This window comes from Bacillus sp. FSL R5-0654, assembly GCF_038008745.1.
Classification (GTDB): domain Bacteria; phylum Bacillota; class Bacilli; order Bacillales; family Bacillaceae; genus Bacillus; species Bacillus safensis.
The window spans coordinates 3437194-3459117 of record NZ_JBBOZV010000001.1 but is presented as its reverse complement, the minus strand read 5'-3'; the positions used below and the strand labels follow the sequence as shown (position 1 = coordinate 3459117).

Genomic DNA, 21924 nt, shown 5'->3' with positions numbered 1-21924 from the left:
AGAACGCAATGAAAACCCTTGACGCCTTTGCGCTAACAAACGGAATAGATCAAACGCTGAATGCGTTAAAGCAGCAGTCACAGCAAATCAGCTCCCTCGAAAAACAAATCAATCACATCATCTCACTCGATGGCGCACTAAAGGGAGAGGCGGGACAAGCCATCCGCGCCTTTTATACAGAATGCCATATTCCCTTTCTGCAATTCTTTCAGGCCGTCATTGAGGAATATAGCGCCGCATTGAAAAACACAAAGCAGGCTCTTAGCGCGCTAGAATCAAATGAGCACGGCTATATATTACAAGCATTTATCGAACATGATCTTGATCAAGGCTTAAAAAAAGCTGAACGAACGATTTCTGAAATTGTATCAGAGGTAAACCATGCCATTGGCAGAGTTGGTCATATTGTTCATTTGCCAAATGTAGACGAATCAGTGTTTCAGCAGAACTATCAAAAGGCATGGCTCGAGACATCAAGAACCATTGGTTTGCTTCATGCATTTGACAGGGAGCAGACAAGTGCTTTACATGAAACCAAAAGCTCTCTTCAAACAATGAAGCAATACATAGATATCTTAAGTACCATGTTCACCAGCCCAAAAATCGACATTACGAGCTATCAAAAGGGATCTATTTTAAAAGATGGAAAAGAAGAAAAAGTAAGCAGCACCATCAGTGGATTGAAGGATAAAATAGACACCCCAAAAGACAATCCATTGATGATCATGCTGAAGAAACTGAAAGAGAAACAACAGGCGAATGTGGAGACGGTTGTTCGGGAAACGCCGTCTAGTAAAATCAATCAAACCACCTTGACCTTAAATGGAAAAGTATACAACATAAATGAGTACAAAAAGATCAACTTCGAACATGCCAAAACGGTTGATGTCATGCGAGACGGAATGCTGTATCGGTTACGAATATCAGAAAAAAACAAAGTAACGATTGAGAGCGTTAAACCGATTTCTGATGTAAAAACAGGCGATCAACCCCAAAATATCTTAAATACAGCGGTTGAATTTACAGGAATAAACGACGCGATTCGGGTTATTACAGGAAGAGATCCGATAACAGGTGATAAAGTCGCGGATATGGATCGTTTGGTATCAGGGGTGTACATGGTTCCAAGCACCAACATTGTTAAAGTGGGGAAATATGTTTTTAAGATTATTAAAGGGGAGAAAGCAGCTAAGAAAGTTGAGAAGAAAGTAAAGGGTATTGGAAGAGGAGAACAATTATTAGATAAAGTTAAAACATATGAGCAAGCTAGAAATAAGACAGTAGACATAGTTGGAGACCTAGGACCCAATTCACAACCATATACAGGTACGCTTAAGTCGAGTGCTGGATATGGTAAAGTCGTTGGTAGACAGTCCGCTGACGGAAAAGTAAGATGGAGATTAGATTATGACCCTAAAAAGGGACCACATATAAATATTGAAGATTTTCGTAATGGTAAAGGGGCGAATGCTCGAAAGATTGCTATTCCATTTGAGGGTAATGAAAGCACTTTTAAATCTTTATTAAAACATTTGAATAGATAAGGAGATTTTAGATGAGTTTATTAGATGAGTGTATTGAGGCACTAGGTGAGGATGTACATATTTTATATGAAGATAATAGAGAGCAAATATTAAATGATTTTGAAAATTCTTTTCCCTTTACTGATTGGGGGCAAATTGAATGGAAGAAGATATCTTCTTATGAGCAAGTGGATACATTCGATGAAATACGATCCTTTTTGAATCAAAAACTGAATGAGTACAGTGATATTGTTTATGTAATTTGGGATGAAGGGGCGTTACCAATTATCCAATCTACTTTAGATAAAGTATTTGAAGCTATAGATGATGTTACAGCTGTCAGTTTTGATACGTGGATTTTTTCACCATCTTCTGGATATGCGATTGAAATTTTTCATGATGGTGAAGTAAAAGTAGGATTGAAATAGAATAGATGAACCATCAAAAAGAATTAATTTGAGTCTCTTTGAGGGTTTTTAAATGTTTATTATTGTTAATAAAAAAGATATTCTTTCTTTTTCTACTTTATTTGATGCAATGTTAAATAATCTTTGAATGTAAGCTTGTGCATTTTTAAAATGTTTCTGTGAAGGTCATTCTAAGTTTGATTGCTATATCTGGTTTTACTTTTTTCTTTGCTATCAATCCGGCCATCACTATTTGACTTACTACAAGCATTTTAACTACTCTGTGCTGAAGAACTTTCTGAAAAGTACCAAGTTTAGGTGTAAAGACAAAGAAGTAAAAAAAGGATGATCGTATTGAAAATAAACTGGATTTCACAAGAAGCTTCAGAAGCTGATGTGATTGTAACAGATGGCGAACTGGAATTAATGTGTTTTGCTCAACCATTAAATTACCTTGAAGAAAGTGAACTATTAGAACCTATTTTTTGTTTAGATGTGTCAGACTTAGTGAAAGCAGAAGTGGCAGAGGTTAGAATTGAAAAATTAGATGATAATTTTAGTTATAGTTTCTTAGGACAATTAATTGATAAGCGTGACGAAAAAGTGAGAGTGGGCGGATTTTTATTAGAATTGGATTACAATATACCAGGAGATATAAATGAAGGCGATTTTATAAGTTTTAATTGTCAACGATTAGATATTTATTAGTAGGAGATTGAAGTCTTAAGGAGCATTAAATGAACAAAAAAGAAGAACTAATAAAACAAATCCAAACAGTCATCAACATCCTAGAAAAAGAATATCCACAAGAAATCAATCAAGGTGTTCTCCAATTAATATACAAAAGATATAAAATTGCTGAAAGGATCATTCAGAACAATGAAGATCTCCAAAAGATTTTGATCATTGGCGGGGTGAGAGCTTATTTGGATAGTTATAATGACTATCTAAACCCCTTACTAGATGAATTACATAAAGCAGAGAGTTTGCTTAAAGAAATGCTGTCATAGATAGGACGGTTGTCTGTAGTACTGGAATCAAGTCTTGTATCGGGCAGCAAAACAGAGAAAGGAATGACTATGGAACATAAACAAAACAAAAAAACATCCAACTGGCTATTAAGTATCAGTGTTCTGATTGTTATAGCAACAGCTTTGCTGAGAGGAGTTTCTTACTCAGATGCTGATTATCGCGGTTTCCCTATTGATTGGCTAGTTCTGCACGGACATCATACTTTTGAATTTCTAGTGTGGGGTTTTATACTTGACGTGGTCATTTTCTATTTTCTTTTAAAAATGCTTCTTCGTTTGTATAAAAGGGTGATGAAAAAATCAGCAACTTAAAATAGAGGAGGCCTTAAAAATGATCAATTTACCCCAAATCCCACATCTGCACGTGAACAAACCAGCAAGTGACATACATATCAAAGAGGCAGAATCCCAGCTAAACATGGTGCTGCCCCATGTTTATAAGGAACTGCTGAAACATACAAATGGATGTTCCATTGGCGGTGAGGTGCTTCTATACGGCACTGAGGACATTGCGGAACGCAATGCAACATGGGAGGTTCAGCAATATGCAAGCGGCTATGTAGCAATTGGCGACGATGGTGGCGGGCGAGTACTTCTCATGCGGCTGGCTGAAGAGGAGAAAAAGGTATGGATCGTGGATGCTGGTGTGATGGACCCTCAGCATGCGGAATTGGTCGCTGAAGACTTGTTGAGCTGGGTAAATGAGGGCTGTTTCATAGAAGTCTAGTCTATTAAGGAGATGATCGATTTGCCGTGGAATACATTGATCGCTGCATGCCTCGTGGTTGGGGTTCCTGGCGTTTTAATTGCAGCTGTTTATTTCATCTCGAAAAGCAAGAACAAGAAAACCAAATCATCCAACTGAAACGCTCTGTGACGCCAAATGTCATAGAGCTTTTTGCATTCTCCCTCCATTCATCACATGTTATAATAAACACAGTTTATGTACGAGAGGATATGCAGGAGATGAAAAATGAACCTATTGAGTTACTGACACAGCCGAAATGGCGGATTATCGATCAGTCGAGTCTTGGTCTTTATGTGGACCCGAAGCAATCCTTTGCGATGGATGATACGCTTTGCGCGTCGGTGGGGAAGGGCCTCTCACCAGCGACAGCCCGTTCTTGGGTGCATCACAATACGATTGTGCTTGGGATTCAGGATACAAGACTTCCATTTCTCCAAGATGGCGTAAAGCTGCTTGAGGAAGAGGGATATCGAGTGATTGTGCGCAACTCAGGCGGTCTTGCTGTGGTGCTGGATGAAGGTGTACTGAATGTGTCTTTAATCTTTGCGGAACAAAAGAAGGGCATTGATATTGACCGCGGATATGATGCGATGGTGGAATTGATTCGCCGGATGCTGTCTATGTATGATGTGGACATTGAAGCCTATGAAATAGTCGGCTCTTATTGTCCAGGCAGCTACGATTTAAGTATCAATGGAAAGAAATTTGCAGGCATTTCTCAGCGTAGATTACGCGGTGGGGTTGCTGTGCAAATTTATTTGTGTGCAGATGGAAGCGGGCGTGAACGTGCCGACTTGATCCGCCGTTTTTATGACGCCGCCTTAAAGGATAAACGGCAAGAAGTGAAGGCAGTATTTCCTGATATACAGCCGGATACGATGGCATCCTTATCAGAATTAATCGGTGAACCAATTGATTGTACGCTTCTCATGCGTTTATTACTAGAGGAGCTTCAAAAGCTTAGTGATCAGCTGACATCCTCGGGCCTGAACGCAGAAGAACAGCTGGAATTTGAGAAAAACATGACGCGGATGATTGAGCGGAATGAAAAGGTGTTTTCATAAATATCAGCCTTTTCATCTTGAAAAGAGTAGAGGTGAAGTGATGGAAACAAAGCTTGAAAAAGCCATTGAACTTCAAAAAAGTGGACATCTTCAAGAATCAAATGAAATGCTGTCTCATCTTGCAGAGGAGTATCCAGACGATGCCTCTATTCATTATCAATGTGCCTGGAGTTATGACCTGTTAGGAGAGGAAAGGCAAGCTGTCTTTTTTTATGAAAGGGCCATTGAGTTAGGATTGTCTTCAGAAGAACTAGAAGACGCTTTACTAGGGTTAGGAAGTACATACAGAAATTTAGGAGAATATGAAAAGTCAAAACAGATATTCCTAAAAGGGATGGAAACTTATCCGGGCAACAAAGCCATTCAAACGTTCTATGCCATGACTTTGTATAATTTAAAGGAACATAGCAAAGCGATGGAAATATTACTGAACTGTTTAACTGAAACGACAAAAGATCCTGCTATTTTAAGTTATCGAAAAGCGATTGATTTTTATTCAAATCAGTTAGATAGGATATGGAAATAATAGTTGATTTGGCTGCTTGAATAGATTTGGAGGGGCAATGTGATGAAAAAATCCCCTCCTTTGTTATGAAATTTTATATGTGATAGTCATTTATGGCGTAAGAAAGAAGGTAAATTTGTTGTCGTTATTCACCACGTATTACCCGCTGTTGATGCTTTGTGTTTTGTCTGTGTTGTATGTGATGTATCGTATTCAGCCGCTGGCCTCTACTGTTAAAAAAATCATCATTGTGCTCTGTGTGTTAACAAATGCTGCCTATATTTGCTGGCGTCTCTTCTTTACACTGCCGCATGAAGGTACATTTAATATGATAATGGGCATCTTGCTTGTAGCCTGTGAATGTATTGGATTTTTACAGCTGCTTGTGTTTTATACACTTGTTTGGAAGCCTTCAAATCGAAAACAAGTCATGATCAGTGATTTGGACAGGCTGCCAACAGTTGATATTTTCATAGCTACATATAATGAACCAATTGAAGTGCTGAAACGCACGGTGGCAGGCTGTTTGAATCTGTCTTATCCAAAAGGCAGCGTCCACATTTATTTATGTGATGATGGCAAGAGGGAGTCTGTGGAGCAGCTTGCATCTGAGTTTGGCGTTCATTATCTGACAAGAACAGATAACAAGTTTGCTAAGGCGGGTAATTTAAACCATGCGATGTCTCAAACGAATGGGGAGCTGATTCTCACACTTGATGCTGATATGGTCCCCCTTTCTGCCTTTTTAGAAAAGACAGTGCCTTACTTTCATGATGGAGCGACTGCGTTTGTTCAAGTTCCACAGGCGTTTTATAACGAAGATCCTTTCCAATATAATATGTTCTCGAAGGATCGAATTCCAAATGAACAGGACTTCTTTATGCAAACCCTCCAAGCTGGTAAGGATCGGTTCAATGCGGTGATGTATGTCGGGAGTAATACTGTATTTAGAAGAACGGCCTTAGAGGAAATTGGCGGATTTGCTACTGGAGTGATTACAGAAGACATGGCGACCGGAATGCTTCTCCAAGGGAAGTTCAAATCTGTGTCTGTCGGAGAAGTATTAGCCGTCGGTCTGGCACCTGAAAGCTGGCTTGATCTGTTAAAGCAGAGAGACCGGTGGTCGAGAGGGAACATTCAGTGCGCCCGTAAGTTTAATCCATTGAAGGTTCGCGGCTTAACGCTTATGCAGCGAGTTCTTTATTTAGATGGCATTGTGTATTGGTTTAACGGTTTGTTTAAAATGATTTACATTCTTACACCAATATTGTTTTTATTATTTGGTATTCAAAGTTTCTGGGCAGATTTCCAGTCCATTTTTATGTTTTGGCTGCCGGCGTTCTTTAGTTCGTATTTAGCGTTTAAACTGGTGTCGAATCAAAAAAGAAGTATGTTTTGGAGTCATATTTACGAAAGCTCTATGGCATTCCATCTGGCTGGTGTAGCTTTAAGTGAGCTGTTTTTGAAGAAGAGGGTTGAATTCCTTGTCACGCCGAAGGGAATTCAAACGGACAAGAGACATTTTCATTTGAAAACGATGATTCCTCATTTGATCTTCTTGCTGCTCTCATTGCTTGTCCTTGTGAAAATAGGATACGATATGAAGGTAAATGGGACGATGAATGCTGATCTCACGTTGATTAATATTTTTTGGGTGCTTTATAACGGTGCAGGTCTATTCATGGCACTGATTGTGGCGTTTGATCGTCCGCGTTATCGAAAATCAGAGCGGTTTGTCATAGAAAAAGAGGGGCAGCTCTGTTCTGATCATCAAGATGAGTCGATTGCTTGTTTTCTACTAGATATGAGTGATTCAGGTGCGCGTCTATCCATTCCATTGGATCAAGCTTCTTCTTTAAATCAAGGACAAATGCAATTGTTCTTTTCAGAGGATCAAAGTGTGGCGTGTGATGTGGTTTGGAGCCATCCAGATGGAGACAAGCTGATGGTTGGTGTTGCTTTTACTGATACAGAAAAATCAGAGTATCTATCACTGATCCGCTTCTTATTCACACGAGAGCATGTATCGATAACGGATCGTGAGAAAAAATCCTATGCTGTTCGGACATTTCTCCGCTTTGTAAGAGAAACGGAGAAAGTACCAAGGGCTATAAGGCGCAAATGGGTGAGAAGACCGTTGCAAAGCGTGACAGGCACGCTGTCCTATGAGGGCCGGTTAGAAGAGAAGGTGCCGGTGAACATACATGATATTAGTTTATCTGGGTGCAAAATCGAGTCTGAAGCTTCAATTGAATTACATGAGAAAGTGCTGATCACCATTGACACAGAATCTCTCACAGATCAGCCGGCGATTGCAGTCTGGACATCACAAAGACGCGGCCGCACAATGGCCGGACTCAAGTTTGTTCAGCCTGAAATCAAGCAGATAGAAGAAAGAGAGGGAGTGGTTTCTTGAAGTCCAAAAACGGCGGTTACCTCTATTTACTATGGCTTCCTGTCATCATGGGAGCCGGCTACGGCATTTCGCTTTTAGTGCCATTTCTTCAGCCTGTCCTGACACTTGGCATTGCAGGTCTTTATATTTTTATGTTTGGTGATTTTCAAGTAAGGCAGGTCAGGTATATTTTTATGTTTGTGTTTTTGATCAATGTCCTTTTTAGTGTGATGCTATTGTTGGGCATTTAAAAAGTGCTTCCCGAGGCGGGGAGCACTTTTTGTTATTCTGCCATTTTTTCAAGGTTGCCGTTCCGGTCCATTTTAAAGGTTGGTGCGGCACTATCGTCCTCTTCAAATAAAACTAGTTTTCTTGCACGGTTCATGATTTTCACGAGTGTTTCATAATCTTCTTGAATCGTGAGCTGATCCTTTTCAAGCTTTTTCACTTCAGCTTCTAGCTGCGAGACTTTATGAGAAAGCTCATTGTTTTCTCGTTTTAAGCGGCTGTTTTCCATACGTAAGGCAGTGGATTGCTGACCATCGCCTTCATAACGGCGTAAGAAATTAATGATATCGTCCATGGTTAATTCTTGATGCTGCCTAAATGGATTTGCTTCCGGCTTTTTCTCTGCCGTATTTGGGGCAGGAGCAGCCTGTGACAATAAATGTGATAAACTAGCTAACTCTTCATTGTAGCTTTGATCCACAAACTGAAGCTGTTCGGCCGTTTCAGCTGCTGGTGCAAATGTTTCTTCCTTTGCTGGCTCCAGTTCCTGTGAGAATTCCTCTTGAGTAACCGTTTCTTCTACTTGCGGCTGATAAAGTAATCGTTTTTTCGCAGGCTGGCCATTGCCAAGTGCGCGCATCCGTTGTTTTCGCTGTTTTTTGGCAAGTGCCAACGCTTTTTCATATTGATGTCTGACGACAGCGTTCCATCTAAATCCGCATGCCGCTGAGGTGCGGTTCAGCTTGTCTCCAACTTCTTCAAACGCATTTAGCTGCGTGCTGCCCTCTCTGACGTGACGTAAGACGGTTTCTGCCAGGAGGAGATCATTTTCCTCTGACCAAGCATCTTGTCTTTGTTTTGACATGTGTTTAAACCCCCATAAGATTTGATGGTATTAGATTAGCCAAGTTCAAGAAGGTTTATACAAGTTTGCTAAAAGGATAGTGGAAAATACTAGCTTTTATGTAAGCTCGGGATTGGGGCGGTAAAGCGTCTTGCAAGTCCAGCCGCTTCGATGTACAATGTTGGGTGGTATATTATTCACGATTGGCTGTCCAACTGTTTCATATAGAATGAAGTATCATCATTGAAAGGAAGCGTAAGACCATGGCTAATGAGTTTCGCGTATGTGACGATTGTGATGCGACGAACCTAAAGACGTTATTGCCTCGACTCAAATCGGTTGACCCTGATGCAAAAATTGAGATCGGCTGTCAATCCTATTGTGGTCCAGGACGAAAAAAGGCTTTTGCGTTTGTGAACAATCGCCCATTATCCGCACCAACAGAAGATGAATTACTTGAAAAGGTTCAAAAAAAAGTCAAATAAATGTCACTGAATGTGTTCAGTCGACCTAAAAAGAGGTCCGTCCCTGTCAGGTCGGGCTTTTTACGTCCGTGCAATCTTTGAGAACACATTCACCAGCAAATTCAAGGATGTTTTCGGGAAAAGTTACCCGATATAATAGAAACACGTCTTAAAAAAAGAGGGACGAAACGATGGCGTATCCAAAAGGGAAATTATCTGAGGAAAAGGTATTTAAAGATCCTGTACACCGTTATGTTCACGTAAGGGATGCATTAATATGGGATTTAATAGGAACAAGAGAGTTTCAGCGCCTGAGACGAATTAAACAGCTAGGAACTACTTATTTGACGTTTCATGGTGCAGAACACAGCCGATTCAATCATTCACTCGGTGTATACGAGATTGTGAGACGAATTGTGGATGATGTGTTTAAAGGGCGGCCTGAATGGGATGAAGGGGAGCGCGAGCTTGTACTTAGTGCAGCCTTGCTTCATGACCTCGGACATGGTCCATTTTCTCATTCCTTTGAAAAGGTCTTCCACTTAGACCATGAATCGTTTACAAGAGATATTATTTTAGGGCAGACGGAAGTCAATGAAGTGCTCTGCCGGGTGAGTGATGATTTCCCGAAGCATGTGGCTGAAGTCATTGCCAAAACGTATCAAAACAAACAGGTGGTCAGTTTGATCTCAAGTCAAATTGATGCCGACCGAATGGACTATTTGCAGCGTGATGCCTACTATACAGGCGTCAGCTACGGTCACTTTGATATGGAACGTATTTTACGTGTGATGCGCCCGAGAGAAGATCAGATTGTGATGAAGCAGAGCGGGATGCATGCGGTTGAAGATTATATTATGAGCCGCTATCAAATGTACTGGCAAGTCTATTTCCACCCAGTGACACGCAGTGCGGAAGTCATTTTAACGAAAATTCTTCACCGTGCAAAAGAGCTGCATGAAACGGGTTATATTTTTACACATGCCCCCGTTCACTTTTATTCAATCTTTGAGGGCAATGTCACCACAGAGGACTATATTAAGCTGGATGAATCCATTGTCTTATTTTATTTTCAGGCGTGGGAAGATGAAGAAGATCACGTGCTGGCTGATTTGTGCCGCCGTTTTATGAACCGCCGATTGTTCCAATATACAGAGTTTAATCCAAATGAAGAAATGACGAAATATTTCAAGCTGACCGCCTTGTTCAAGGAGGCAGGAATTGATCCTGACTATTATTTAGTGGTCGATTCTTCCTCTGACTTGCCCTATGACTTCTACAGACCAGGCGAGGAAGAAGAGAGGCTGCCAATCCACCTTTTGACGCAAAGCGGTCATATTAAAGAACTGTCGAGACAGTCAGATATTGTTGACGCCATTTCCGGTAAACGAAGAACCGATCATAAACTTTATTTCCCGATGGACTTAATTGTAGATATGTCGGAAAAAGCTGAAGAAAAGAAGGCGATCATGAAGCTGCTTGGTTTGGGATAAGGAAGTACTGAAAAAGGAGATGTCGGGAATTTGTTGAAAGAGCATGCAAAGTTGATGAAGGTATTCTCTGAATCAGGGGAAATCGTTGGTCGGAAGAAGCTGCAAAAGATGATTTACATAGCAAAAAAGCTAGATTTGCCTTTTTACGAAAAATACGATTTTCATTTTTATGGCCCCTATTCAGAGGAGTTGACGCTCAGAATTGAAGAGCTGTGCAACCTTGGATTCTTGGACGAAATGAAGGAAAAAAAGGGCGGATACTATCAATATCGCTATTCGCTGACGGACAATGGGAAAGAGTTTCTCGATCAGTGTGAAGTGGACATGCCTGACCTCAAAGCGCTGACGCAGCAGATGAACGAGCAATCATCCCGTTTCCTAGAGCTTGTCTCAACGATTTTATATTTTGATAACCTGCCAGAAGATGAGGTGAAGGAAAAGGTCTTCACCATTAAAAGCAAGCAGCGCTATACGGACGAAGAATTTGAGGCGGCCCTTGCTTATATTGATCAGTTGAAGGAATTGAACTAGTTGAACAAAAGCCCGACTTTTAGGGCTTTTTTTGTTTTGTAAGACCCAGACCAAAAGCGCTATTTTTCGATGAAATGTGTGTCAAAATATCCGAAAAATTAGTGAAAATGACGTAATTCGACTTTCTTCCTGTGCATCTAATTCCCTGTTTTTGACTGAATAGAAGGAAAATGGTGAATTTTCAGTGAATATATAACCTTGTGAAAAACAAAGGAGGGATAGGAATGAAAAAGCGTTCAGTCTTTTTGTCATTTTTATTGGTAGGTAGTTTGTTACCGGGGGTAAGTTCAGCTTCAGCACCAGTAGCGAGTGCAGGTCATGGGCATGATCATGGTCATGCGCCGTTCGAAACCCATATTAGTGATGGGTTGCCAAAAGCAAAAGATTTTAAAGATTTGAAGACAGCACCTCCAATTGAACGAGATGTGACAACAAAGGTATTAGATGAGTCTGGTAAGCAGGTAGGCTCAAGAACCTTTAAGGCCAATACAGGAGATTCAATTTCAACAAAAGCAAGCACAGGCAGTCAGAAGGTCACTGTCTATGCGGTCGCTGATGCGCAGTATCGTGCGAAATATAGTGACTGGCAAACACGGATTGTCAGCATCATCGAGCAAGCAGATGTCACGTTTAACCGTGATCATGATGTGGACTTTGTCGTACAAGCCGTAGGATCATGGACGTCTTCGGGTTCAAATGCAGAGCAAATTTTGTCTAACCTTGCGCGCAGCTTTGATGGCAGAGGATATGACTTTGTCACTGGATTTACAGCAAATCCAAACTTTGATGCTGGCGGAATCGCTTATGTTTACAATAGTGCACCAAGCGGAAGTGCATTCGCCGTTAACCTTGATCAAGGAACAGCGAACACTGCAAAAGCGGCTACGCATGAATACGGTCATAACTTTGGCTTACCTCACGACCCTCAAGGAAGCGGCATTGTCTGCTTAATGAATTATGATTATTCTTACACAGTCGATTTCTTTGATGCGGCTCATAAAAATCAAGTGAACCGTAACAAAGCGTGGTACAGATAAAATAAGAGACAAAAGGACAAACACCTATGTGCTTGTCCTTTTTTTATGCTTACAGGTCGCTGATGCGTTTTCCTGCTACGGCATAGTGTTCTTTTTTCATTTCTTCAATAATAACAGAGACTTTTTCTGCCCCTGCGCCTGTTGTTTCTACAACGGCATCAGTGACTTTCTCCACAAGAGCTCTTTTCTGCTCGTCTGTTCTTCCTTCAAGCATTTGAACGGTGACAATCGGCATGGCGAAAACCTCCTTTTTCCTTTAATGCTACGCTTCCCTTTAGTTTAAGGGACTTCTTATAGTATACTGAATGAAGTAAATCATTGTATAGAAAGAAAGAGGGATTCATGCCTTTGAACCAATTTCTTGTTTATCCATTAGAACTTATTCCATATGTCGCCATTACGCTTGTTGTTGCATTTACGATGCACGAGCTGGCGCATGCATATGTTGCGTACCGATTCGGAGACCCGACGGCTAAGAATCAAGGGAGACTGACGTTAAATCCACTGAAGCATCTCGATGTATTCGGGACGATTTTGATCTTTGTGGCCGGGTTTGGCTGGGCGAGACCTGTACCGGTGAATCGTTACCATTTTAAAAAACCGCGCTTAGCAGGGATTTGTGTCTCCATTGCTGGGCCATTAAGTAACTTGGTGCTGGCGTTTTTGGGCTTTTTTGTGTATGTGCTTCTTCAGAAATTTGGCGGGGAGTGGATCATGCGCTTTGAGCCGGGAGTCGATAATTTCTTTTTAATCTTTATTAACTTAAACGTCATCTTGTTCCTATTTAACTTATTACCACTTCCGCCGCTGGATGGGTATCGAATTATTGAGGACGTCGTCAGCCCCCGTATCCGGGCGAAAATGACGCAATTTGAACAATATGGGATCATTATTTTTCTCATATTCGTGATCACACCGCTGGGACAGTTTGTGTTTGGTCCATTGATCGAAATGCGGAATCAAATCATACAATTGTTTAATCTTATTTTGAAGCCGCTGCTTTAGGAGGTTTAATAAATGGAAGGTAAAAAGAAGAAACCAATTGGTTTTAACATCATTAAAAAAACAGATGCAACCGACGGACATGGAGGCTTTGGGGCAGGTGCACTCAGCCTTGATAATATCTCGCCAGTCATCATTGATGTAGAGGAAAAGGAAGCTGTCATTGATATTGGTGCCATGCATGCAAGAAGTGCCGTCGAAAAAGGAATTAAATTTTTGAAAACAAAAGAAGAGGTGCCGAACGGAAAACCGTATTGGCTTGTATGGGTGACGATTGACCGCAGAGAAGAAGGGCCTTATTATGCAGGTGTGACGGCTTGTGAAATGACCGTTGACCGTTCGATCCGCCGCGGGTATAAGTCACTTCCAGAGCATGTGAATTTAATGGATAAATCGATGAAGCGAAAAATTGTCGTTAGTCATATGGATGACGTTTCCAAAAAGGTGCTGGCTGATTTCTTAAAAGGTCATAATCAAGCGCTATGGGACGCATCAACAGATGAATTAAAAGAAGGATTGGCTGTCCCTGAATAATTGTGAAATTTTTGTGAAGATTGGCGGATGGCTACCAATTCTCTCCGGTTTTTGAGTAAACTGGTGTTAAAGCTAGGACATGGAGAATCCCGAGATGCAGATCTCGGGGTTTTTCATGTCTTTTTTAACGTTTCAGCCACTTTTCCCACCATTTCTTTGGCTTTTGATCTTGAACTGGTTCCTGCTCAGAGGCTTTGTCCTCAGCACCATAGCAGACACCTGTCGGCTCCGTTCCTTCTATAAAATAGGTGAATACCTTTGATTCACATCCTGGACCTGCGAGGTCGCCGGTTTTTGGATTGATATATACCCCTTTGACACCGTCTGGCGGCATGAAGGAGGAGGCTGGCTGCTTCGAGAGAGCTGATTCCATAAAGGAAGCCCATATTTTTTTCGCATAGGCCGTTTCTTCGACTGAGTCAATGGTGCGGCCTTTATCATAGCCAGTCCATACACCTGTGACGAGCTGGGGAGAGAAGCCGATCATCCAGCTGTCGGCGCCTGTAGTCCCAGACTTTCCTCCGTATGTTCTTGTAAGGTCCTTTATAATGGTGCGGCCAGTGACACTTGTATAGCCGTTTAATTGATCATTGAACATGCCTGACATCATATCGGTGGTGACAAATGCTGCTTTTTCATCGAGGATTTGTTCTCGTTTTTGTTTCTCTTCAAAAAGCACATTGCCTTTTGCGTCGGTTACTTTCGTAATAAAGGTTGGTTTGACGCGTTTTCCGCCATTGACCAGCATGGCGTAAGCATTGGTCATTTCAATTGGTTTCACAGGAGACGTGCCCAGGGCAAGAGAGGGTACTTGATCTAGTTTTTCCTTGATTCCAAATGTCTTGCCAGCACGTACAAGCTGCTCCATTCCTAAAAATAGATGGGTCTTTACAGCGTAAATATTATCAGACAATGCTAAAGCTTGAAGCATTGTAATGCCGTCATTGGCGTAATAGCCGTGATAATTGCTTGGTGAATAAGCGGCATCGCTGCCTTGATCATCCAGTTCAAACACCGTTTCCTCACTGCGCATGACAGTTGCGGGTGTAAACCCGTTTTGCAAGGCAATGTAATAAAGAAGGGGTTTCATGGTTGAACCGGGCTGCCTTTTTGCTTGTGTCACCCGATTGAATGGACTTTTCTCATAATCTCTCCCGCCTATGAGGGCAAGTACATGCCCTGTTTGAGGATGGATGGCGGCAAAGCCGATTTGGATTTCTGATTTGGAATTCATCGTATTTTTTAACGTCTTTTCTGCGATTTTCTGTAATTCTGGATTGAGAGTCGTTTGAATATGAAGCCCATAGGTTTCAATCTGTTCCTCTGTTAATCCCAAGCTTTGTTTCAACTCTCGAATCACATCGTCATAAAAATACGGGGCTTGCTTTGCTTGCAGCTGCTTCTTTTGCAAAGGGCGATAGGACAGCTTTTCTTTCGCAGCGTCATCGGCTGCTTTTTTCGTAATCATGCCATCCTCGTGCATTTGTCTCAAAATCATATTCTTTCTTGCGCCGGCTTTCTCCTCATTCACATAAGGGGAATAAAGAGAAGGCCCTTTTGGGATACCGGCAAGAAGGGCAGATTCAGCGAGGGTTAAGTTCTTTGCTTTTTTCCCGAAATACAGACGGGAGGCTGCTTCCACACCGTACGCTCCGTGACCATAATAAATGGTGTTCAAGTATCCTTCTAAAATCTCATCTTTTGTATAGTTTTGTTCTAAACGAATCGTGTAAAAGGCTTCATTCCACTTCCGCTTCCACGTTTTATCATGATCTAAATACAGATTTCGTGCATATTGCTGGGTGATCGTGCTGGCACCTTGCACCTTAGCCATGGCACGAATATCGGCCACCGCAGCACCTGCCATCCGTTTCACATCAAAGCCATGATGCTCATAAAAGGTTTTATCTTCAACAGCGACAACTGCCTGTCTGATATGAGGAGACATCTCCTTTAATGGCACCCAATATCTCTTTTCTCCAAAGCTGGATTCTCCAAGCTTTGAGCCATCGGCTGCATAAATGGTAGTGGATTGGGGAACTTGAACAGAAGGGGCACCTTGCCATTTAGCTATTAATAGAATCGTCAAAAAGACGGTACCTGCAAATAGAAAAGCGAGCAAGCCGATAAAAAAACAGGCTCGAATCGTTTTCACGGTCATGCGGATTTTTTTATTACTCATGATTGTGTCCATGCAAAGCCCCCATTTTGACGGTTTTTTATCAGTATGGAACAAAGAAAACCGTTTTAAACAAGCGATTGCAGGAGCGCTTTAAAAAATGAAGAGAACTCATGCGGTTCTTTACAATTTGATATGAATCCACTATACTTTTTTCTTGGACAATCGATATAGTCAAAGCCGATAAAAGGCGCTAACAATAGATGTTTGTTTATTATTGGATGAGAGGAAGATGAACAATGAGCGAACTTTGGTATACAGAGAAGCAAACGAAGAATTTTGGTATTACATTGAAGGTGAACAAAACCCTTCACACAGAACAAACAGACTTTCAGCATTTAGAAATGGTGGAAACAGAAGAGTTTGGCAATATGCTGTTTTTAGACGGCATGGTGATGACGTCTGAGAAAGATGAGTTTGTATACCACGAAATGGTGGCACATGTTCCTCTTTTCACTCATCCAAACCCGGAAAATGTTCTTGTCGTAGGCGGAGGAGACGGCGGTGTCATTCGTGAGATCCTCAAACACCCAAGTGTGAAAAAAGCGACACTTGTTGATATTGACGGAAAGGTCATCGAATACTCGAAGAAATTCCTTCCTTCTATTGCTGGGAAACTAGACGATCCTCGTGTAGATGTCAAAGTCGGAGACGGTTTTATGCACATTGCTGAAGCTGACAACGAGTATGATGTGATCATGGTTGACTCGACTGAGCCAGTTGGACCAGCTGTGAACCTGTTCTCTAAAGGATTTTACGCAGGAATCGCAAAAGCACTCAAAGAAGACGGTATTTTCGTTGCACAAACGGACAACCCTTGGTTCACACCTGAGCTGATTACAAATGTACAGCGTGATGTAAAAGAAATTTTCCCAATTACAAAGCTTTACACAGCGAATATTCCAACGTATCCAAGCGGTCTTTGGACATTCACCATCGGTTCTAAAAAATATGATCCACTTGCTGTAGAAGACAGCCGTTTCTTTGATATTGAGACGAAATATTACACAAAAGAATTGCACAAAGCGGCATTCGTTCTGCCGAAATTTGTGAGCGACTTAATCAAATAAATCAAGCGAAATGGACATGCGCAAATGACGGTTTGCGCATTTTTTGAAGCGTAAAAGGAGGAATCTTGCATGAGATTCGACGAGGCTTATTCAGGAAAAGTGTTTATTGGAAGTCAACCGACATGGGAAGATGCAAAGGTCATTTTATACGGCATGCCGATGGACTGGACAGTCAGCTACCGCCCAGGTTCACGTTTCGGTCCGAACCGCATTCGTGAAGTATCGATCGGTTTAGAGGAATACAGCCCTTATTTAGATCGTGAACTGCACGAGGTGCCATTCTTCGATGCGGGTGACATCCCACTTCCTTTTGGGAATGCACAAAAGAGCTTAGATTTAATTGAAGAGTATGTCGACAGCATTTTAGAAAAAGGGAAGTTTCCATTAGGAATGGGTGGCGAGCATCTTGTGTCTTGGCCGGTTTTCCGTGCAATGTATAAGAAATACCCTGATTTGGCCATCATCCATATGGACGCACATACAGATCTTCGTGAGGAATATGAGGGTGAGCCGCTCTCACATTCAACACCGATTCGTAAAGTTGCAGGACTGATTGGACCTGAAAATGTATTCTCTTTCGGCATCCGTTCTGGGATGAAAGAAGAATTTGAATGGGCAAAAGAAGCGGGTATGCACATTTCTAAATTTGAAGTACTCGAGCCATTGAAGCAAGTATTGCCAAAGCTAAAAGGGCGTCCAGTATATGTGACGATCGATATTGATGTACTTGACCCAGCACATGCACCTGGTACAGGAACGGTAGATGCTGGCGGTATTACATCAAAAGAGCTGCTTGCATCCATTCATGCGATCGCAGGATCTGACGTCAAAGTCGTTGGGGCAGACCTAGTCGAGGTAGCACCTGTATATGATCACTCTGACCAAACAGCGAATACAGCGAGTAAGCTTTTACGCGAAATGCTGCTTGGATTTGTGAAATAATCAGTTGATAGAGGAGCTTGTCATCTCATGTGGACAAGCTCTTTTTTTTACATTGTCAAAAAATAAAGGAGGCAGCTCATGTTTTCGTCAATATTGATGGTGTTCCTCGCTTTATGTGTGTTAGGGGCAGGCTTTCTCACATTGAAACGAGAGCTCGCAGCTGATCCGCCTGTTTTTGCTTCAAAAAAGGAAGCAAAGGAAGAGATGCTGGGGCTGTTTCACGATCGAGGCTTTTTCTATCTGACGGCCATTGCGTTATTCATGCAGGTGGTTTTTAAAAAGGATCAAATCGCACCATTTGATTTTTTTCAGGCATTTTTGGCAAGTTCAGGCATACAGGCTCTTTTTTACTTAATGAAAAGAAAAGACTTAGGTGTAAAGGCTGGACTTGTCGTAGTGGTCAGTTGTATTTTTCTTTTTTTCTAAAGGGATGGCTGAAGATGAAAAACGAAGTTTAATCGCCATGAAGAAGAGAAATGATGGTATGATAGACGATCGTGATTATGGTATACTATTTTAGTTAAACGGGTCTTAGCAAAGGAAGTGCAAAATGACACAAAACCAAATTTCAATTCATGTAAAGTCAGTGATGAAACCAGAGACGGAGCCGGCTGAAACGATCGAATTCCGCACGACTGGAACGTACCAAGAGAAGAATGACAAAACGTATCTCACTTACCATGAAGAACATGAAATGGGTCAAGTAAAAACCGTTGTGAAAATGAGTGAAAAAGAAATTTTTGTGATGAGATCAGGGGCTATTCAAATGAAGCAGCGCTTTCTTATTGGAGAAACGACCGTCACACATTACACGATGCCATTCGGTACACTTCAGCTAGATGTGCACACACATGGTATTGATCTCGATGTGGACAAGGGGCTGCTGCACATTACGTACGATATGCTGACAGGAGAAGATCAAAAGCATTTACATACATTATCGATTTCGTATAAGGAGGATTTACGTTCATGAATATCGCAGAACAGGTCAAAGATGCGTTAAAAGAAGAAATCATAGCGGCAGTCGTCAAAGCAGGACTTGCCGATGAAAGCCAGGTGCCAGATGTTCTTTTAGAAGTGCCGAAAGACAAAACTCACGGTGATTACTCTACCAACATGGCGATGCAGCTTGCCCGCATTGCAAAAAAAGCACCTCGTCAAATCGCAGAAGACATCGTCAATGCTTTTGATAAAGGGAAAGCTTCCATTGAAAAACTGGATATCGCAGGTCCAGGATTCATTAACTTTTATATGAACAATCAGTATTTAACAAAGCTCATTCCAGCTGTTCTTGAGGCAAAAGAAGCTTATGGCGAAACGAATACAGGCGGCGGTCAAAAGGTGCAAGTCGAATTCGTCTCAGCCAACCCAACAGGTGACCTTCACCTTGGACATGCCCGCGGTGCAGCTGTAGGAGATTCCCTTTGCAACATCCTTGATAAAGCAGGGTTCGATGTGAGTCGTGAATACTATATCAACGATGCAGGGAATCAAATCAATAACCTCGCTTTATCTGTAGAAGTACGTTATTTTGAGGCACTCGGTCTTGAAAAAGAAATGCCTGAAGACGGCTACAGAGGAGAAGACATCAAAGGCATCGGACAAAAGCTTGCGGATGAATTTGGTGACCGTTTCGTTCATGAACCGGAAGAAGAGCGGATGAAGTTCTTCCGTGAATACGGATTGAAATACGAATTAGAGAAATTACGTGTAGATCTTGAGAATTTCCGTGTGCCATTTGATGTATGGTATTCAGAAACCTCTTTATATGAAAACGGAAAAATCGAACCAGCGCTGGAAACACTTCGTGAAAAAGGCTATGTCTTTGAAGAAGACGGCGCAACATGGCTGCGTTCAACTGATTTTGGTGATGACAAGGACCGTGTGCTGATTAAAAAAGACGGCAGCTTCACTTACCTGCTTCCAGATATCGCATATCATAAAGACAAATTGGACAGAGGCTTTGACCAGCTTATTAACATTTGGGGAGCGGACCATCACGGCTATATTCCTCGGATGAAAGCGGCGATCCAAGCACTTGGATATCCAGCTGACAAGCTTGAAGTAGAAATCATTCAGCTTGTGCATCTTTACAAAAACGGCGAAAAGATGAAGATGAGTAAACGTACAGGAAAAGCCGTCACAATGCGTGATCTGATTGAAGAAGTCGGCTTAGATGCGACTCGTTATTTCTTTGCGATGAGAAGTGCGGCGACACATATGGACTTTGACCTAGACTTAGCGATTTCTACGTCTAACGAAAACCCTGTGTACTATGCACAATATGCGCATGCGAGAATTTGCAGCATGCTGCGTCAAGGTGAAGAAAAAGGCTATGAACCGAACCTTGAAAAAGCCGATTTCTCTCACATTCAATCGGAAAAAGAATACGATCTTCTGAAAATCATTGGCAGCTTCCCAGAAGTTGTAGCAGAAGCAGCTGAAAAGCGTATTCCGCACCGCGTGACGAACTATATTTATGACCTGGCATCAGCCCTTCACAGCTTCTACAATGCCGAGAAGGTCATTGACGCAGAAAACGAAACAAAAACAACAGCACGTCTTTCACTCATGAAAGCAACACAAATCACGCTTGCGAATGCATTAAAACTAATTGGTGTATCGGCACCGGAAAAGATGTAATGAAATGAAAGAAAGCCCCACTCTATTGAATGAGTGGGGCTTTTTCGTATAAAAAACCCGCTATCCTCAAGAGACAGCGGGTTTTTTACATTATCCAAGCGTATTAATAATGTTAGAAATAGAATCAAATAATTGGCTAAGTACATCAGAAAACATATTTTTGCCTCCTCTCTTTTCTTTTTACATCTACTTAACGAAGGGAATGAAGGGTTGGATCACTTTTTCTAAAAAAACTTTAAAAAAGATGGTGGCATAGAAAAAAGCACCGCCTATTCGGGTGCTTTTTGGCCTTAAGTTATGAATGAATGTGCAGCTTCACGTCTCCGCCAATTGGGAAGGTGAAGACTGGCTGTGTATGTCCGAAATCGACGTCGTAAATCACTGGGATGTGTTTGAGCATTGGGTGCTTATCTAGGATGAATCTTAAATGTTCCTCTGTCATGTTGGACTTCTTCTGAAAGCGCCCGATGATCAACCCTTTGATTGATTGTGCATGCTGTAAGAGGGAGGTGAGGTCTCTGGCGAACATTTCAGGGAACACCAACTCATCATCCTCCACAAATAAGATCGCATCCTTTACATTCGGCATAAACGATGTCCCTTGCAGTAAGTTCAGTGTACAAAGGTTTCCGCCAAACAAGGTGCCTTCAGCTGTTCCTTCCTGATATATGTTCCATTTCGTCGGATGAAACTGCCTGTTCGCTTGATCGAGATACCACGCGTCATCACTCCATTTTGTTGAAGGAATCACATCAAACGGTTCGCCTCCGTTCATCAAGCAAGCTTGAAACATAGCGGTCTGCTCCTCCTGTCCCTGCTCCATTTGAAAGCTTGAGAAATGGGGGCCAGAATATGTTACCATATCACATTTCGCTGTAATGGCGTTTGCAAGTGCAGTGATATCACTATAACCGCAAAGGACTTTAGGATGCTGTCGGATCAAATCGTAATCAATATAAGGCAAAAGCTCATTGCAGTTGAAGCCTCCGATGGCTGTCAAAATACCATCGACTTCATTATCTCTGAACGCCTCATGCAGATCAGACAAGCGGTGTTCAATAGATGAGGAGGAATGAAGGTCACATTCAAACACATGCTGTCCAAAAGAGACAGTGAAGCCTAAAGACTCTAAACGTTTTTTCGCTTGAGAAATTCCTTCTTTTGATAAAATGCTGGCACTTCGGCTTGGGGCAATAACACGTATATGGCTCCCTTTTTTAAGAGGTGAGGGGGTATGCATAAACAGATCTTCCTTTCCATCACATATTTCTTTATTATATCGGA

25 protein-coding genes are annotated in these 21924 nt (G+C 41.8%); 21 read left to right on the top strand and 4 right to left on the bottom strand.

What is annotated here, in order from left to right:
* Positions 1 to 8: 8 nt before the first annotated feature.
* The 10 genes from NSS76_RS17680 to NSS76_RS17635 all read left to right on the top strand — a co-directional run bounded on the left by NSS76_RS17680 (position 9) and on the right by NSS76_RS17635 (position 7924).
* Complete coding sequence (locus NSS76_RS17680) at positions 9 to 1544, top strand: T7SS effector LXG polymorphic toxin (protein ID WP_341082536.1); 1536 nt, start codon at positions 9 to 11, stop codon at positions 1542 to 1544.
* Positions 1545 to 1555: 11 nt separating this feature from the next.
* Complete coding sequence (locus NSS76_RS17675; RefSeq protein ID WP_122631622.1) at positions 1556 to 1951, top strand: CDI toxin immunity protein; 396 nt, start codon at positions 1556 to 1558, stop codon at positions 1949 to 1951.
* 324 nt (positions 1952 to 2275) lie between these two features.
* Positions 2276 to 2638 (top strand): hypothetical protein, encoded by a 363-nt coding sequence (locus tag NSS76_RS17670; RefSeq protein ID WP_270126764.1) that lies wholly within the window; start codon positions 2276 to 2278, stop codon positions 2636 to 2638.
* Positions 2639 to 2667: 29 nt separating this feature from the next.
* Positions 2668 to 2940 (top strand): hypothetical protein, encoded by a 273-nt coding sequence (locus NSS76_RS17665; RefSeq protein ID WP_270126765.1) that lies wholly within the window; start codon positions 2668 to 2670, stop codon positions 2938 to 2940.
* A 69-nt stretch (positions 2941 to 3009) separates the two neighbouring features.
* Positions 3010 to 3273 (top strand): hypothetical protein, encoded by a 264-nt coding sequence (locus tag NSS76_RS17660; RefSeq protein WP_185853916.1) that lies wholly within the window; start codon positions 3010 to 3012, stop codon positions 3271 to 3273.
* Position 3274: 1 nt separating this feature from the next.
* A complete protein-coding gene (locus NSS76_RS17655; protein WP_341082730.1) occupies positions 3275 to 3688 on the top strand; it encodes an SMI1/KNR4 family protein in 414 nt (137 codons plus the stop codon).
* A gap of 239 nt (positions 3689 to 3927) precedes the next feature.
* Positions 3928 to 4773 (top strand): lipoate--protein ligase family protein, encoded by an 846-nt coding sequence (locus tag NSS76_RS17650; protein WP_151862813.1) that lies wholly within the window; start codon positions 3928 to 3930, stop codon positions 4771 to 4773.
* A 40-nt stretch (positions 4774 to 4813) separates the two neighbouring features.
* Positions 4814 to 5299: a tetratricopeptide repeat protein gene (locus NSS76_RS17645; RefSeq protein ID WP_341082533.1), complete on the top strand. Its 486-nt coding sequence runs from the start codon at positions 4814 to 4816 to the stop codon at positions 5297 to 5299.
* A 118-nt stretch (positions 5300 to 5417) separates the two neighbouring features.
* Positions 5418 to 7694 carry a glycosyltransferase gene (locus tag NSS76_RS17640; RefSeq protein ID WP_341082531.1) on the top strand — a complete coding sequence of 759 codons (2277 nt, stop codon included), beginning with the start codon at positions 5418 to 5420 and terminating at the stop codon, positions 7692 to 7694.
* Positions 7691 to 7924, top strand: a complete 234-nt coding sequence (locus NSS76_RS17635; protein WP_034621844.1) for a DUF5970 family protein — start codon at positions 7691 to 7693, stop codon at positions 7922 to 7924. Before NSS76_RS17640 ends, NSS76_RS17635 begins: the two co-directional genes overlap by 4 nt.
* 32 nt (positions 7925 to 7956) lie before the next feature.
* Here the strand turns inward: NSS76_RS17635 and NSS76_RS17630 are convergent, their stop codons facing one another.
* Positions 7957 to 8766, bottom strand: coding sequence for an RsfA family transcriptional regulator (locus NSS76_RS17630; RefSeq protein ID WP_073207760.1), 810 nt, complete (start codon positions 8764 to 8766; stop codon positions 7957 to 7959).
* Between the two features lie 242 nt (positions 8767 to 9008).
* On the opposite strand from NSS76_RS17630, the gene NSS76_RS17625 reads away from it, so the two are divergent.
* The 4 genes from NSS76_RS17625 to NSS76_RS17610 all read left to right on the top strand — a co-directional run bounded on the left by NSS76_RS17625 (position 9009) and on the right by NSS76_RS17610 (position 12270).
* Positions 9009 to 9230: a DUF1450 domain-containing protein gene (locus tag NSS76_RS17625; RefSeq protein ID WP_003215259.1), complete on the top strand. Its 222-nt coding sequence runs from the start codon at positions 9009 to 9011 to the stop codon at positions 9228 to 9230.
* A 170-nt stretch (positions 9231 to 9400) separates the two neighbouring features.
* Complete coding sequence (locus tag NSS76_RS17620; protein ID WP_044330970.1) at positions 9401 to 10702, top strand: HD domain-containing protein; 1302 nt, start codon at positions 9401 to 9403, stop codon at positions 10700 to 10702.
* A 30-nt stretch (positions 10703 to 10732) separates the two neighbouring features.
* Positions 10733 to 11233 carry a YwgA family protein gene (locus tag NSS76_RS17615; protein WP_024426378.1) on the top strand — a complete coding sequence of 167 codons (501 nt, stop codon included), beginning with the start codon at positions 10733 to 10735 and terminating at the stop codon, positions 11231 to 11233.
* A 224-nt stretch (positions 11234 to 11457) separates the two neighbouring features.
* Positions 11458 to 12270, top strand: coding sequence for a zinc-dependent metalloprotease (locus NSS76_RS17610; RefSeq protein WP_044330968.1), 813 nt, complete (start codon positions 11458 to 11460; stop codon positions 12268 to 12270).
* Positions 12271 to 12319: 49 nt separating this feature from the next.
* Here the strand turns inward: NSS76_RS17610 and NSS76_RS17605 are convergent, their stop codons facing one another.
* Positions 12320 to 12505 (bottom strand): 2-hydroxymuconate tautomerase, encoded by a 186-nt coding sequence (locus tag NSS76_RS17605; protein ID WP_012011601.1) that lies wholly within the window; start codon positions 12503 to 12505, stop codon positions 12320 to 12322.
* 113 nt (positions 12506 to 12618) lie between these two features.
* On the opposite strand from NSS76_RS17605, the gene NSS76_RS17600 reads away from it, so the two are divergent.
* Both NSS76_RS17600 and NSS76_RS17595 read left to right on the top strand, forming a co-directional pair.
* Entirely contained in the window at positions 12619 to 13275 is a 657-nt protein-coding gene (locus NSS76_RS17600; RefSeq protein WP_225315513.1) for a site-2 protease family protein, read from the top strand.
* A gap of 12 nt (positions 13276 to 13287) precedes the next feature.
* Positions 13288 to 13806, top strand: a complete 519-nt coding sequence (locus NSS76_RS17595; RefSeq protein ID WP_024423769.1) for a YwhD family protein — start codon at positions 13288 to 13290, stop codon at positions 13804 to 13806.
* A gap of 124 nt (positions 13807 to 13930) precedes the next feature.
* On the opposite strand, the gene NSS76_RS17590 is transcribed toward NSS76_RS17595, so the two are convergent.
* Positions 13931 to 16000 carry a transglycosylase domain-containing protein gene (locus NSS76_RS17590; RefSeq protein ID WP_341082526.1) on the bottom strand — a complete coding sequence of 690 codons (2070 nt, stop codon included), beginning with the start codon at positions 15998 to 16000 and terminating at the stop codon, positions 13931 to 13933.
* A 224-nt stretch (positions 16001 to 16224) separates the two neighbouring features.
* Here NSS76_RS17590 and speE point away from each other — a divergent pair, with 224 nt between their 5' ends.
* The 5 genes from speE to argS all read left to right on the top strand — a co-directional run bounded on the left by speE (position 16225) and on the right by argS (position 20640).
* On the top strand, positions 16225 to 17055 hold the full coding sequence (speE, locus tag NSS76_RS17585) for a spermidine synthase (protein ID WP_025093862.1): 831 nt from the start codon (positions 16225 to 16227) through the stop codon (positions 17053 to 17055).
* A gap of 69 nt (positions 17056 to 17124) precedes the next feature.
* Positions 17125 to 17997, top strand: coding sequence for an agmatinase (gene speB, locus NSS76_RS17580; protein ID WP_151039748.1), 873 nt, complete (start codon positions 17125 to 17127; stop codon positions 17995 to 17997).
* 78 nt (positions 17998 to 18075) lie between these two features.
* On the top strand, positions 18076 to 18423 hold the full coding sequence (locus NSS76_RS17575; RefSeq protein ID WP_034621833.1) for a hypothetical protein: 348 nt from the start codon (positions 18076 to 18078) through the stop codon (positions 18421 to 18423).
* A 124-nt stretch (positions 18424 to 18547) separates the two neighbouring features.
* Positions 18548 to 18970 carry a DUF1934 domain-containing protein gene (locus NSS76_RS17570; RefSeq protein WP_003215400.1) on the top strand — a complete coding sequence of 141 codons (423 nt, stop codon included), beginning with the start codon at positions 18548 to 18550 and terminating at the stop codon, positions 18968 to 18970.
* Positions 18967 to 20640, top strand: coding sequence for an arginine--tRNA ligase (gene argS, locus NSS76_RS17565; RefSeq protein WP_024426363.1), 1674 nt, complete (start codon positions 18967 to 18969; stop codon positions 20638 to 20640). The genes NSS76_RS17570 and argS overlap by 4 nt, the downstream gene beginning before the upstream one ends.
* A gap of 295 nt (positions 20641 to 20935) precedes the next feature.
* Here argS and NSS76_RS17560 read toward each other — a convergent pair whose 3' ends face one another.
* On the bottom strand, positions 20936 to 21880 hold the full coding sequence (locus NSS76_RS17560; protein WP_341082523.1) for a S66 family peptidase: 945 nt from the start codon (positions 21878 to 21880) through the stop codon (positions 20936 to 20938).
* Positions 21881 to 21924: the final 44 nt, after the last annotated feature.